Here is a 14,104-nt window from a genome sequence, read left to right as displayed (position 1 = left end):
TTTTAAACTTTGCCAAAGTTTGAGATGAAAAAGAGATATGCTGGGACTGTTAGGAGCTTTCGAAAGATATCGGAAAAGAACGGAAGAGAGCTGAGAGAAAATTTGATGAAAAAAGGCTGTGAGGAGGGTGGGGTTAGCTTATAGAGAGCTTATAGGAAGCTTATACGAATCTTGGACGATTGGTATAGAAAGGGTATATAAGTAGTTGACTCATAATACAATACAGCGATGCAAAAAATGGTAAAATCGGGGTTTCGAGGCGAAAGAAAGAGAAAGGGTATTAGGCCTTAGGCCATAGGCACTAGGGGGGAGTATGACGGAAAAGGGAAGGAATGACGAGGAACGAATGACGAATGACGGAGGTAATAGGGGGAATGTGGTGACGGAAAAGCGAAGGTAAAAAGGCGGTAAGGCGAGGCTAAAACGAAGTTATTGCTTGTAAAAAAGCCTTAGTAGCGCCTTGTTTTTCGTTTATATATTGGCGATTGATATTGCCTATAGCGGTGCGCTTTTCGGGTGAAGTAACAAGGTTATTCATCACCTGAGCGAATTCTTCTTTACTGCTTACGGAGAGAACGCCTCCTAAGGTGACTAACTCCTTTGCTTCATTGAACTTTTCATAATTCTTACCGATGATTACAGGTACCCCAAATACGGCGGGCTCTAAGACATTGTGTAAGCCCGTAGTGCCCATTCCTCCTCCTACATAGGCTATATCGGCATAGCTATACACTTTGGTGAGAATGCCTATGGTATCGATGATGAGTACGTCGTAATCAGAAAGGTTGAGAGAGTCTTTCTCGGAGAATAGGGCAACTTTACGGTTTAACTTCTGCTGGTTGTGTTTGAGTTCTGCGATATCGGTAGGGTGAATATTATGAGGGGCAATGATGAACTTCACTGGGGCAGTGCAAGTGTTGATATACTGCAAGTAAATGTCTTCGTCGGTAGCCCACGAACTACCGAAGACCACACATAGATTGTTTCCTTTGAACTGCTCTACAAAATCTAAATGGTTGTCTCGTTCCAATATTTCGGCTACACGGTCGAAGCGGGTATCGCCACTGACAGTTACATTATTGAAGCCTATGTTTTTAAGTAGTTGCTGAGAAAGCTCGTTCTGCACAAAAAAATGAGTAAAGCAATGCAGGGCTCGGCGCATCATTCCGCCGTAAGGCTTGAAGAAGATTTGATTTTTGCGAAAAATACCGGAGAGTAAATAAGTGGGTACTTGTGCTTTTTTGAGCTCGGTAAGGTAATTGACCCAAAACTCGTATTTCACAAAAATAGCCATTGCAGGATTTACCATTTGCACGAACTTGCGGGCATTAGCGGGTGTATCAAGGGGAAGATAGACTACTATATCGGCATCGGGGGTGTTTTTGCGCACCTCGTAGCCTGAGGGAGAAAAGAAGGTAATGAGTATTTTATAGCCTTGTTTTTTCAGGGCTTTAACAACGGGCAAGCCTTGTTCGAACTCGCCGAGAGAAGCGGTATGTATCCACACATAGCGGGTATGAGGGTCGAGTTTGGCGGTAAGGGTAGTCCATACGGTTTTACGTCCGCTTACAAAGAGGTGTATTTTTTTGTTGAATAGGGCAACGATGGGGAGGATTGCCTTGATGATATAAAGAGAGAATGTGTACATTTTAATGATGAATTACGAATGACAAATGACGATACAAGGCGCAAAGGTAGTAAAAAAGGGGCAATAAAAAAAACGCAAGCCGACGGCTTGCGCTTTTTCACTTGTTTTATTTATCTGTTTACAATGAGTTCTCTTTGGTGAATTTTACAATTTCGGAAATACGTCCGAAGGCAACGCCCACTACTGTATCGGCAGCACCGTAGTACACTGCTACTTTGTCTTCTTCGATAGAATGCAAGGCAGCACAAGGAAATACTACATTAGGCACATCGCCGGTAGTTTCGTAGAGAGTGGCAGGCGCCAAGAGGTAAGGCTGTGTACGAGCGATTACCTTGCTTGGATTGTTGAGGTCTAACAATGCAGCCCCCATAGAGTAGCGGAAACCGTTGCAAGTGTTGATTACCCCGTGATAGAACAATAGCCACCCGTCTTTTGTTTTGATAGGCACAGCTCCTGCTCCTATTTTGGTACATTGCCAAGCACTATCTATAAAAGGCGTTACTTTCATCACACAGCGGTGTTCACCCCAGTATTTCATATCGGGGCTATAGCTGATGAAAATATCACCGAAAGGTGTATGTCCGTTATCACTTGGGCGGCTAAGCATTGCGTATTTACCGTTGATTTTCTCAGGGAAGAGCACACCGTTGCGGTTGAAAGGCAAAAAGGCATTCTCGCATTGGAAAAACTCTTTGAAATCAAAAGTATAAGCAATCCCGATGGTAGGACCACAATAGCCATTACACCAAGTTACCCAATAGCGGTCTTCGATAAACGTTACGCGAGGGTCGTACTTATACTCAGAATGAAGGAAATCAGTATTACCACCTTTCATTACGATAGGTTCGTGGTTGATTTCCCAGTGAATAGCATCTTTACTGAAGCCAGCGAAGATGTTCATTTGCACTGCTTTGTTGTCGCAGCGGAAAACCCCTGCATAGCCGTCGCCAAAAGGCACAACAGCCGAGTTAAAAATACTGTTAGAGGTAGGGATATCATACCTACCGATAATAGGGTTTTCAGAATAACGCCACATCACATCGGTACAACCCGCAGGGCGTTCTTGCCAAGGAATTTTTTGACTCATTATTTTTGTTTTAGTTATTAGTTATTCTGCCTTTTTGTCTGTCCTACCACGACCTACAATTACACTGTTTTCTTTATCAATTCTGTGATAAACGCTATTTGCTCGTCGTCAAGCTCGGTGTGCATAGGCAGAGAGATGACTTCTTGTACTAATTTATTGGTAACGCCAAAATCAGCTTCGTTATAAGAGCTGCGGGTATAGGCTTTTTGAGCGTGCAATGGTATCGGGTAGTAAATACCAAAAGGCACTCCGTTTTCACCAAAAACCTTAGCGAGTTCATCGCGTTTGCCATTGGTAATGCGGAGGGTATATTGGTGAAATACGTGGTCGTTACCTTTTGCGATTACAGGAGTAATGATATGAGGATTGCCTTTCAGCGCTTCTGTATATTTGCGAGCAGCTTCACGTCGACGGGCATTATAATCGTTCAGGTGAGGAAGTTTAGCGCGCAACACAGCTGCTTGTAAAGAGTCGAGGCGAGAGTTTACCCCTACTACATCGTGGTGATAACGCACGTACATACCGTGATTTACGATACCGCGAAGAGTGTAAGCGAGGTCGTCGTCGTTAGTGAAGATAGCTCCTCCATCGCCATAGCAACCTAGGTTCTTAGAAGGGAAGAAAGAAGTTGCCCCCACGTGACCGATAGTTCCTACTTTTTGTTTGTGTCCGTCAGCAAAAGTATAATCGGCACCAATGGCTTGCGCATTGTCCTCAATCACAAAGAGGTTGTGTTTTTTAGCCAAAGCCATAATAGCTTCCATATTGGCTGGCTGACCGAACAAATGCACGGGTACAATAGCTTTCGTGCGGGGAGTAATCGCTTTTTCAATAGCCTCAATGTTGATGTCGAAAGTATCGTCATACACATCTACCAATACAGGGGTGAGTTTCAGTAGGGCAATCACTTCCACAGTTGCAGCGAAGGTAAAATCGGCAGTGATAACTTCATCGCCTTCTTTGAGTCCGAGACCCATCATTGCTATTTGTAGGGCATCAGTACCGTTGGCGCAAGGGATTACGTGTTTTACCCCCATATAGTTTTCCAATTCTTTTTGGAAGGCTTGTACTTGGGGACCGTTGATAAAAGCGGTGGTGTTGAGTACTTCTTCAAAAGAAGCTTGTACGTCGTTTTTAATTCTTTCGTACTGACCTTGAAGGTCAACCATTTGTATTTTTCTCATATGTCGAATATTATTAATCGTTCGTTTTTAATCCTTAATAGTTAGTGTTGCTTTGTCACGACTTTTATCAAAGTCCTAATAGCCCGTCGCACTACGACTACGTAATGCCTACCGTGCCACAGTTCTATAGCCATTAAACACAGCCTTCCACAGTGCAAAGATACAAAAATATTTTGAATTATATAAAAATACCCCCTTCTTAACACATAAGGGTTGACTCACCTTCGTAAGCCAACCCTTATGCTATTAAAAAAACTTCTTATTCCTAAAAATATTTCAACTTCTGTGTGAAAATCGTTACACGCTGACCGTTAACCGACATCGTTTTCTTTGTCCAGTTGTTCTTCTTGTCATACACAAACTCGTAAGTCTCTGTTTTGGTAACGTTACCATCTTTGTCAAAGTATTTAACCTCCACCTCATTGTTGTTTTTGTCAAAAGCTGAAACAACTCTCTGTTTCAAAGCGTTATCTTTGTCAAACACTTGCTTTTCTACCATATTTCCTTTGGCATCGTAAGTATATACCGTTTTGCTGGTAAGCTCGTCCTTTGTGAATTTAGACTCTTCCGATAATTTCCCCTCAGGAGTATACTTATAAGTAGTTTTATCTTGGCACATTCCTGCTATACAATCCGTGCGTTCTACAAGCTGATTCTGTTCGTTATAAACATTTATTCGGCTCATAAAAATATTCCCGTCGGGCGTCTCTACATCGTGCTTGGTAAGGTTCCCTTTTTCGTCGTACTCATACACATTCTTAGAAAGCAATGTGTTCGAATCATCTCTCGAAGCCGACTCTATCATATTCCCGTCTTTGTTATACACATCTACGAATTTAATCGTCATTCCATTTTGCTTCGATTGCATTTTCACAACAGTTCCCTTTTTGTCAAACTGCGAAAAAAGCTCAGAGTTCATCGGTATTTCTTCTCCGTTTTCACCAATTTGAATACCCGATTGCACAACCGTTTTTACTTTCCCTTTCAGCTGAGCACGCTCCCAACCATTCTTTTTCTGACTCTGCCCAAAAGCGACAGTAGTAGCTAATAAGGCAATAGCTATGATTCTTTTCATAATAATGTTCTATTTAAAATAATACTTTTTTGGGGCGCAAAAGTACAAAAGATTTCTAAATGTACCAATACGCCATATCTACCTATTCACCAAAACTATGCCAAAACAAAGTAAAATAAGAATAACAAAACTCCGCTTGTTATATTTATAACTAAATAGCCATTATTTGTATCTCTTTTTAAAGAAATTTTCTATCCTTATTTAACCTCAATTCGATATAATAAAATACTATTTTCAATCACCCGTCGTGCTATTTTCAATTGCCTATCGTGCTACTTTCAATTGCTTGTCGTGCTACGACCTCACCCCTTTTCCGTCCCTAATTCCCCCTCTCCTTGGGAGAGGGTCGGGGTGAGGATTCCCTTTTCTTTCGCCTCGAAACCCTGTTTTCACCATTTTTAATGCTGTTATACTATACTATGAATCAATTACTTATACATCCTTTCTATACCAATCGTCCAAGATTCGTATAAGCTTCCTATAAGCTCTCTATAAGCTACCCCCACCCTCCTTACAGTCTTTTTTCACCAAAAATCCTACTTCTCCTCTTCCGAAATTTTCCGTTTCCTTCCGAACAGCCCAACTATCGCTTTTTCATCTCAAACTAACAATCCCTCCGCTAGTTTACAAGGCGTAGCCTTGATTTTGTTTAAATTTTGTTTGATTTCTGAGGCACAGCCTCATTCCTCTAACTCAACCTCACACTCCATTTTCTCATTTTCTAATTTCCTAATTTACTCATTTTCTCTGTCTGTCGCTTTTACGCCACAATTCCTAGTGACTAGTGCCTATGGCCTAAGGCCTCGCTCCTAATTTTTAACCCTTATCCTACTACGACTTGCTAATTTGCTAATTACGTCGTATCTTTGCACCCAATAATAAAAGAAAACATCAAGAATGAATACACCGCAAGAATTGTGGCGCAACAAGTAATTAGTAATAAACACCGCAAACTTTACCAAAGTTGAAACCCACTAAAAAATGACAGTAAAGATTAAAAACCTATCAAATAACGAGCTCCCTTCATATCAAACCGAGGGAGCCGCAGGCGTAGACCTAAGAGCTAATTTGCCTAACAGCAACATCACCTTACAACCCTTAGAGCGCACCCTCGTGCCTACCGGCTTATTCTTAGAAATACCCGAAGGTTATGAAGCACAAGTGCGTCCGCGTAGCGGTATGGCAATCAAGCACGGCATTACAGTAATCAACAGCCCAGGTACTATCGATTGTGATTATCGTGGGGAGGTAAAAGTTCCTATCGTAAACCTATCCAATGAACCCTTTACCATTGCCCACAGCGACCGTATTGCCCAAATGGTATTTGCCAAGTATGAGAAAGCCACTTTTGAAACTGTAACCGAGCTTTCACAAACTGAAAGAGGTGCTGGAGGCTTCGGAAGCACCGGAGGTAATTAGCAGATTATAAATGATAAATTACGAATTGAAATATGAGTTACAAACTATCATTTGCGGAACGGGCAAAGTTAGCTATGGAGATACTATCCAAGCAGCCACCCGTTACCTTAGAGGAAGCAAGAGAACAAGCTCGCAAAGTGAGAGAGCGAAGTACTTCAAAAACGAAGAAACAGCTCGCCTTAGCCTTAGTAAATGGATAGAAGCTAAACACCATCTCAAACTTTGCCAAAGTTCTTGCCTGTGCGGCTCGCACCTTTGGCAAAGTTAAAAATCTTATTAGAACATTATGAAAAAAATCATCTTAATCCTTACAGTCTTGCTATTGGTGAGCTGTAAAACCAAACAAGCAGTGGTAACCCCCGCTGGTAGAACAAGCGTTGATAAACAAGCCAAAGAAATTATCAACCGTCACCTAAAATCGTTTCCTGCTTTTAAAACACTTAGCGCTAACCTGCAAGTAACTTATAAAGACGGTAAGAATGAGCAGAGTTTGCCTCTATCTTTCCGTATGGAGAAAGACAAAACAATATGGATATCCGCTCCTTTGGGAGTAGCCAAAGCACTTATCACCCCCGAAAAAGCCGAATATTATAACCGTTTAGACAGTTCTTTTTTCAGCGGTGATTTTAGTTATATCAGCAAACTGTTAGGCATTGATGTAGGTTTTAACGAATTACAGAACCTATTATTAGGCAATGCGCTTTACAGTCTCAACTTTAAAAGCGAAGGTTTTATCAAGCTCCTCCCTGAGGACAACAACCGCTATAATATTGAAGTCACCGGAGAGTCGCCCGTAGAAGTGATTTACCGCTTTTTCCCTGATAATTACCGTGTGGAGGTTACCGAAGTAAATCATTTGGGAGCAAACCAAAAGGCAATAGCAACTTACAGCTATCAGCAAGTGGGGGAACTCTTATTACCTCTCTCCATTAAGATAATTGCCAGCGAGGGAGAGAATAGCACCCAAATCACTTTAGAGTTCAAAGGATTGGATTTAGATAAGAAACTGTCCTTCCCTTTTAAAATCCCATCGGGAATGAAAGAAATAACAATAAACAAGTAACAAATGTGTCTCAAACTTTGCCAAAGTTCTTGCCTGTGTGGCTCACACCTTTGGCAAAGTTAAAAATACGTTAAACTGTCCGTCGTGCTACGACCTATGAATATACTAAAAATCACACTGCTTTTGCTTTGCTTTCCGCTACTCCTTACAGCGCAAACTAAGCAAAAAGAATTAGAACAACGCAAGAAAGCACTGCTCGAACAAATCAAGCAGATGTCCGCTTTACGCCAACAACAAAGTCAGCAACACAAAACTACCATTCAGCAGATAGAAGTTGCTAATGAGAAGATATTAGCGCGCACACGCCTAATACAAATCAATCAGCAACAGGCGAATTTGCTTTCCAAAGAAATAGCTGACAACGAGGAACAACTGCGTACCCTCAAAAAAGAATTGGAATACCACAAAGGCGAATACGCTAAGATTATCAAACAGTCGTTCAAAAGTAAATCGGCACAAAACCGATTGCTGTTTTTGCTCTCTTCCGAAAGTTTTTCGCAAGCCTACAAGCGATTGGCTTATATGAAACAGTATGCCAACTATCGCAAAGAGCAGGTGAGCCTCATACGAGAAAAGACAGATAAAATAAAGACTATCAACAATACTTTGGTAGCCCAACGCAATACTAAAAACCAAGTATTAGAAGAACAACGCCAAGAGCAAGCTACTTTGGAGACTGAGAAAAAGGAACTGGAAGTGTTGGCTACCAATATCCGTGCTGCAGAACGCAACTACGAAGCACAGATACGCGAAAAACAAAAACAAGCTAACGCTATCGACCGCGAAATACAGCGCCTGATTCGTTTGGCTATTATAGAGGCAAATAAACGAGAGAAAGAGCGTTTAGCTGCTTTAAACAGAGGAAAAAATGCTCCTAAAACTACTTCTTCTCCTTCCTCAGGTTCTAATACTGAAATTATTTTTGTACTTACTCCCGAATCGCGTAAAGTAGCCGATAGCTTCGAAGCTAACAAGGGTAATCTTATTTGGCCAGTGGCAAAGGGCTACAAATCGCAAGGTTTTGGGGTGTATTACGACCCTGTATATCCTGAGTTGCAACATTACAATAATGGGGTGACCATTGCTACTGAAAAAGGTTCAGAAGCCCGTTGTGTGTTTGAAGGGGAAGTATCAGCCATACAATCGATACCAGGAAGTAACAAAGTGGTGCAAGTGCGACACGGTAACTACATCACTATTTATTACAATCTCACTGATGTGTATGTAAAGAAAGGAGATAAGGTAAAAGCCAAAGAGCCTCTTGGCAAAATCTTCACCGATAGCAATGGCAAGACTGAAATGAAGTTCTTTATATATAAAAACACTACCCGCCTCAACCCCGAATTCTGGATACATAAAATGTAATAACATAAGAAAATCCCTACAAAAGAAAGTAAACTTTTGTGGGGATTTTTATTAGAATAAACTCAACTGTTCCACGGGCAGTAACTGAAATGTTTTGCGATGGTGCTCAGTGGCGCCGTGCTCGGCGATAGCTTTGCGGTGTTCGGGGGTGGGATAACCTTTGTTTTGCTGCCAATGGTACTCAGGGAACTGCTGGGCAAGGTCTTCCATATAGGCATCGCGGTAGGTTTTCGCAAGTATCGAAGCCGCTGCAATGGTTTGTATTTTGCCGTCGCCTTTCACCACACAAGCGTAAGGTACTTTCTGGTAAGGCACAAACTTATTGCCGTCTACCGCTATAAAATCAGGGGTTATTTTGAGCTGAGCAATAGCGCGGTGCATAGCCGTGATAGAAGCGCGAAGAATATTTAGTTCGTCTATTTCAGCAGGGAGTACGTGACATACAGCATACGCTACTGCCTCGCGCTCGATGATAGGTCGCAAGAGGTTGCGCTGTTTTTCGGTGAGTTGTTTAGAGTCGGTGAGAAGGTCGTTTTTGAAGTCGGAGGGCAATATCACAGCTGCTGCTGTTACGGGACCCGCCAAACAACCGCGCCCCGCCTCATCAGTACCTGCTTCTAATGAAGAATGATAGAATAATTGCAACATAACTCATTACCTGTTATCTCTTACCTAAAATAAGCGTTGAGCAGTTCCCTCCAAAGCCAAAAGAGTTAGAAAGCACGTGCTGTATAGGTTTGTATTTCAGTTCGATTTGTGGGCGGATAGGCACTTCTTCCATTGGAGTGCTGAAGTTGAGGTTAGGGAATACCACCCCGTGTTGTAAAGCTAATACACTAAATACCGCTTCTACTGCCGAAGCTACTGCTAAAGTATGTCCCGTAAAGGCTTTGGTAGAACTAAAATCGGGGACGTGCTCGCCAAAGATACGCATTAAGGCGCGACTTTCGGAGAGATCGTTGTTTACGGTAGCCGTGCCGTGTGCATTGATATAATCGATATCTACAGGGGTTAATCCTGCTGTTTGTAGGGCTTTTTGCATTGCTAAAAACGCGCCTTCACCATCGGCGGAGGAGGCTGTTTGGTGATAAGCATCATTAGCATTGCCCCACCCTTTGATTTCTGCTAATATAGTAGCCCCGCGTTGTAGGGCATTTTCTTCAGTTTCCAATACCAAAAAAGCACCTGCTTCCCCTAAGTTTAAGCCCTTGCGATGTTGGTCGAAAGGAGTGCAGTCAGTATCGGAGAGAATCATCAGGGTATTAAAGCCGTTGATAGTAAATTTAGAGAGGGCATCGGCACCACCGGCAATGAGACAGTTGGCTCTGCCAGTACGAAGCAGGTTGACAGCTGTTATGATGGCATTTGCCGAAGAAGAGCAAGCAGTACTCACGCTGGTTACAACGCCTTTTATGCCTACATAATCGGCGATTTGGTGAGTTACCTCGCCTATGTTGTGAGTAGTGATATAGCGTCGCAGGGGTTCATCATCGCCATAGCGGAAGAAATAGTTTTCGGTCATATCCATACCCCCAACAGTAGATGCCATAATGAGTCCGCAGTGAGAGAGGTCTTTTGAGGTAAGAGCAGCATTGGCAATCGCTTCTTGCAAGGCGATAATCCCCAAGAGAGAGGTGCGTGAATAGGCGTTCACTTCGGGTAATCGCAAAGCAGTAATAAGTTCAGCGTTCGTGCGTTTGATTTCGCCTACCTTGATGTGGTCGGCGTGAATGGTTTCTACATTTTCAATCCTGCTGATACCTGCTTGGCGATGGGTAAGGGCATAAAAATGCTCTCCGACAGTGTTACCTATCGAAGAGTTGATACCCATTCCCGTGATGACTACTTTTTTCGGCATCGCTATTTGGTGCGGTGAGCGGTGATGTAATCAGCCATTGTTTTCACCGATTGGAAGATTTCTTTTCCTTTTTTAGGGTCGTCTAAGCGGATACCGTAATTCTTGTCGAGTAGTACAATAAGTTCGAGAGCATCGATAGAGTCGAGGGCTAAGCCAGTACCAAAAAGAGGCTCGTTTTCATCGATATCCTCGGGGGTTACTTCTTCTAAGTTAAGTACTTCAATAATTTTGTTCTTGAGTTCTAAAATAAGTGTGTCCATTATAAAAAGTTATTATTAGGGGGCAAAGATAGTGAAGAATTAGCAAATGAGCAAATTTGAAAATTAGCAAATTGTGCAATGAAGGTTATAAAGCATTTGTAATTCTGTTCTCTATGCTTTTAGCTAAAGAAACTATGGTTTCATCATAGTTTTGAGGTGTTTTTAAAATCTCGTTTAAATGATGCTTTATCTTCATTAATATTTCTGTTCCTATAGCACTATATCTTATACTATCGGATAATTGTGTTGCTATTTCAGTATGTCCTTTCTGCTTTAAAATGTTGATAAGATGGTCAGTCTCTTTGTATAAATCCATAAATTCTTTATAAACGTGATGGAAAATAACTGATTGTTGTTGCAATTAACTTAGCCAAAGTTAAAATTTAGGCTAAGTTTGTGATGCTACACATTTTCTAATCTGCTAATTGGCAAATTTTACTAATCTATTAAAGTTGCTATGGCTCTATAATCGCCCTGTAAGAACTCTACCCACGCCATTAATACACTTTGGGCTTTGCCTTGGGCTAATAGAGCTTGGCTATACTGTTGTAGGAAAGGTTCAGCTTGTTCGTAGCTATCGAATACAAAAAAACTGTTTTCGGTTTTCAGCTGGTGGCGTATGCTTATCTCACCTAAACAGATGTTGGGTAGGGTGTAAACAAACACAGCGGGACTGGGGTAATATTCGTGTGGGTTCGCGATAGTAGCTTGATGTTTAAGGTCGGTATCGAGGCTGGCAGAACGATTGGCGAATACAAGGGCAACGCTATTTTTCTCCGACTGCGAAAACGGACGCAAGAGGACTTCGGCTGCTAAAAAAGCGAGCTTGCTGAGGTTATCCATTTTGAAGAACTTAGGATAATCCATTTGCAGGGCTTTGAGGGCTTTTTTTGAGAAATCGACGAAAGAAGTACTTTTATCGGAGAAAAGCACAGAGTCGTTGAGAGTTATGGTATTATTTTCTATCGTACAAGTTTTCATATTTTAAGTGATACTATATAAGGGAGCTCCTATGAGTTCAAAATCTTTCTTATTCAAGGTATAGATACTCATATCATAATAAATAGCAGTAGCTCCTATCAGTGTGTCGGCAACTTTTGAATGAGGTTTTTGGGAAACAAGTTTCATTGCGACGTTACAAATATCATCGTTGATATTAATTACTGGAATGCTATTTATTACTGTTTTTAGCTTCATTCGCTTAGCCCTTTCGATTCCCTCATAGAAAGCGAGCCATTTCATCAATGGTTATCGTTATTTCTGCACTACTATTAAGAATATAACGGCTTATTACATTCGTATCGCAAATTACCTTTTTCATTTTATCGGATAGGGTCACAAGGAGCAATTAACCCTTTTTTATAAAGGTCGGCTCCCACTTTTTGGGCTTCTTTTATAAGAGTAGTTAGGTTTTCTTCTTGATGAGCATCTTCTTTTTCTTCTATTATAAGAGCAAAACTTATTTTTTTATTACCTACATCTAAGGTAGTTTGTTTTTTTTCTTTTCTAAAACATCTGTTCCCATAATATTCATTATTTTCTGCAAAGATACAAATAATTTGCCAATATACTAACGCGATTTGTAAACACTTCTTATGATATTTTGGAAATATCTAATCGTTAATCACTTTTATTGCTAATGCTGTGTTGCTTCCGCCAAAACCTGAGGCAGTTTTTAGGACGTGTTTTACTTCTGTGTGTTGGGTTTGTTTTAGTACATTGATGGGCTGCGAAACGCCTAAGGTTTCATAATTTAGGCTCTTTAAGAGGATTTTATGGCGAGCAAATTCGATGGTGAGTACGGTTTCGAGCAAACCTGAAGTGCCTAAGGTATGACCGAAATAACCTTTGTAGCTGTTTAGCGGAGGAGACAAGAGTCCGGCGCGCATAAAAGCATTGCTCTCCATCTCGTCGTTATAAAGGGTACCGGTGCCGTGAGCGTTGATAAGGTCTATTTGTTCAGGGCGTAACTTTGCCTCATCGAGGGCGTTTAGGACGCTTAAATAAAGCCCTTCGCCTGTACGTGAAGGTCCTGAAATATGGTTGGCATCGTTGATAGAACTGCTACCCAAAAGTTGTGCTTTAGCGCCTGTTGCCTCACGGGTTACATAAGCCACTGCGGTAGCCTCGCCCAAGGTAATGCCATCGCGTTGAGCATCATAAGGTCTGCAAGGTTGTGCACTCATCGCTTGAAAGGATTGAAAGCCCGAAAGCACAAATTCGCTTATCTCATCGCCTGCTAATACTATGGCACTATCGTAAGCATCGGCTTTTAGGAGTCTATCGGCTACCGAGAGTGCCATTGCTCCTGAGACACAAGCGTTGGAAACGACTATGGGAGTAGTAGTTACCCCTATGGCATTAGCCATTTTTTGAGCCAAAGTTGAAAGCAGAGGAGCGCTATCGCCATCGGCAAGCGCTGAAATATTGCCTTTGGTAGAGGAAAGGATAAGAGCGGTTCGAGGGGTGATTCTGATTTTATGAAAAATAGGTGCTATTGCCAAGAGCAGAAGCTTTTCTAAGCGTGAAAAGTCATTGCGTTCTACCACCTGCTGAAATCGGCTTTCGATAGCTCCGTCGCCAATCTTAGAAAGGCAAACATCGGTGAGCTGTCCGTACATAGGATAACGGGCAATAGCTGAGCGTTCGCGCAGTAACAAACGGGCGGTGGTAGGGAGGTCGAAGCCTAAAGGGGTTACTATATTATAATGCTGGATATACATTTTTGGTGGCAGGAGCCTTACAAACTTTTGATATAAAGTGCAAAGATACGACGTAATTAGCAAATTAGCAAGTCGTAGTACGATAAGGGTTAAAAATTAGAGAATTAGGAAATTAGAAAATGAGAGAATGGGGTAAATACCAATAATGCCACTAATCAACTTTGGCAAAGTTTAAAACTTTGCCAAAGTTTGAGATGAAAAAGCGATGTGTTGGGACTGTTAGGAGCATTCGGAAGGAAACGGAAATTTTCAAAAGGAGACTAAGAGGTTTTTTGGTGAAAAAAAGGTGTAAGGAGGGTGGGGGTAGCTTATAGAGAGCTTATAGGAAGCTTATACGAATCTTGGACGATTGGTATAGAAAGGGTATATAAATAATTGACTCATAGCATAATACAACGATGCAAAAAACGGTAAAAACAGGG

General features: G+C 41.6%; 15 protein-coding genes. 4 read left to right on the top strand and 11 right to left on the bottom strand.

Translation table 11 applies throughout. The features are described from left to right. Positions 1-418: 418 nt before the first annotated feature. The 4 genes from HMPREF1528_RS00325 to HMPREF1528_RS00310 all read right to left on the bottom strand — a co-directional run bounded on the left by HMPREF1528_RS00325 (position 419) and on the right by HMPREF1528_RS00310 (position 4,994). Complete coding sequence (locus tag HMPREF1528_RS00325) at positions 419-1,648, bottom strand: 3-deoxy-D-manno-octulosonic acid transferase (RefSeq protein ID WP_016478154.1); 1,230 nt, start codon at positions 1,646-1,648, stop codon at positions 419-421. Positions 1,649-1,766: 118 nt separating this feature from the next. Beyond that, entirely contained in the window at positions 1,767-2,735 is a 969-nt protein-coding gene (locus tag HMPREF1528_RS00320) for a glycoside hydrolase family 130 protein (RefSeq protein ID WP_009417204.1), read from the bottom strand. A gap of 59 nt (positions 2,736-2,794) precedes the next feature. Next, the gene (locus HMPREF1528_RS00315; protein ID WP_016478152.1) at positions 2,795-3,919 is read right to left on the bottom strand and encodes a DegT/DnrJ/EryC1/StrS family aminotransferase; all 1,125 of its coding nucleotides are present in this window, start codon (positions 3,917-3,919) and stop codon (positions 2,795-2,797) included. 265 nt (positions 3,920-4,184) lie between these two features. Continuing rightward, positions 4,185-4,994, bottom strand: coding sequence for an RHS repeat domain-containing protein (locus tag HMPREF1528_RS00310; protein ID WP_016478151.1), 810 nt, complete (start codon positions 4,992-4,994; stop codon positions 4,185-4,187). A 981-nt stretch (positions 4,995-5,975) separates the two neighbouring features. Here HMPREF1528_RS00310 and dut point away from each other — a divergent pair. The 4 genes from dut to HMPREF1528_RS00290 all read left to right on the top strand — a co-directional run bounded on the left by dut (position 5,976) and on the right by HMPREF1528_RS00290 (position 8,841). Beyond that, positions 5,976-6,413: a dUTP diphosphatase gene (gene dut / locus HMPREF1528_RS00305; protein WP_002674355.1), complete on the top strand. Its 438-nt coding sequence runs from the start codon at positions 5,976-5,978 to the stop codon at positions 6,411-6,413. A gap of 32 nt (positions 6,414-6,445) precedes the next feature. After that, complete coding sequence (locus HMPREF1528_RS12545) at positions 6,446-6,613, top strand: hypothetical protein (RefSeq protein ID WP_016478150.1); 168 nt, start codon at positions 6,446-6,448, stop codon at positions 6,611-6,613. An 86-nt stretch (positions 6,614-6,699) separates the two neighbouring features. Continuing rightward, the gene (locus HMPREF1528_RS00295; protein ID WP_016478149.1) at positions 6,700-7,476 is read left to right on the top strand and encodes a DUF4292 domain-containing protein; all 777 of its coding nucleotides are present in this window, start codon (positions 6,700-6,702) and stop codon (positions 7,474-7,476) included. A 96-nt stretch (positions 7,477-7,572) separates the two neighbouring features. Continuing rightward, a complete protein-coding gene (locus HMPREF1528_RS00290; protein ID WP_009409901.1) occupies positions 7,573-8,841 on the top strand; it encodes a murein hydrolase activator EnvC family protein in 1,269 nt (422 codons plus the stop codon). Positions 8,842-8,892: 51 nt separating this feature from the next. On the opposite strand, the gene HMPREF1528_RS00285 is transcribed toward HMPREF1528_RS00290, so the two are convergent. The 7 genes from HMPREF1528_RS00285 to HMPREF1528_RS00255 form a co-directional block, all read right to left on the bottom strand. Next, on the bottom strand, positions 8,893-9,489 hold the full coding sequence (locus tag HMPREF1528_RS00285; RefSeq protein ID WP_016478148.1) for a ribonuclease HII: 597 nt from the start codon (positions 9,487-9,489) through the stop codon (positions 8,893-8,895). 13 nt (positions 9,490-9,502) lie between these two features. Further along, positions 9,503-10,699: a beta-ketoacyl-[acyl-carrier-protein] synthase family protein gene (locus tag HMPREF1528_RS00280; RefSeq protein WP_016478147.1), complete on the bottom strand. Its 1,197-nt coding sequence runs from the start codon at positions 10,697-10,699 to the stop codon at positions 9,503-9,505. A 2-nt stretch (positions 10,700-10,701) separates the two neighbouring features. Further along, positions 10,702-10,959: a phosphopantetheine-binding protein gene (locus tag HMPREF1528_RS00275; protein WP_016478146.1), complete on the bottom strand. Its 258-nt coding sequence runs from the start codon at positions 10,957-10,959 to the stop codon at positions 10,702-10,704. An 85-nt stretch (positions 10,960-11,044) separates the two neighbouring features. After that, positions 11,045-11,275 carry a hypothetical protein gene (locus HMPREF1528_RS00270; RefSeq protein ID WP_034567789.1) on the bottom strand — a complete coding sequence of 77 codons (231 nt, stop codon included), beginning with the start codon at positions 11,273-11,275 and terminating at the stop codon, positions 11,045-11,047. Between the two features lie 122 nt (positions 11,276-11,397). Further along, positions 11,398-11,940 (bottom strand): hypothetical protein, encoded by a 543-nt coding sequence (locus HMPREF1528_RS00265; protein WP_016478144.1) that lies wholly within the window; start codon positions 11,938-11,940, stop codon positions 11,398-11,400. Positions 11,941-11,943: 3 nt separating this feature from the next. After that, a complete protein-coding gene (locus HMPREF1528_RS00260) occupies positions 11,944-12,201 on the bottom strand; it encodes a hypothetical protein (RefSeq protein ID WP_016478143.1) in 258 nt (85 codons plus the stop codon). Positions 12,202-12,572: 371 nt separating this feature from the next. Further along, on the bottom strand, positions 12,573-13,682 hold the full coding sequence (locus tag HMPREF1528_RS00255) for a beta-ketoacyl synthase N-terminal-like domain-containing protein (protein WP_016478142.1): 1,110 nt from the start codon (positions 13,680-13,682) through the stop codon (positions 12,573-12,575). Positions 13,683-14,104 lie beyond the last annotated feature (422 nt).

It is taken from the genome of Capnocytophaga sp. oral taxon 336 str. F0502, from assembly GCF_000411575.1.
Taxonomy (GTDB): domain Bacteria; phylum Bacteroidota; class Bacteroidia; order Flavobacteriales; family Flavobacteriaceae; genus Capnocytophaga; species Capnocytophaga ochracea.
The sequence above is the reverse complement of the archived record's forward strand: the minus strand, read 5'-3'. Positions and strand labels throughout refer to the sequence as shown.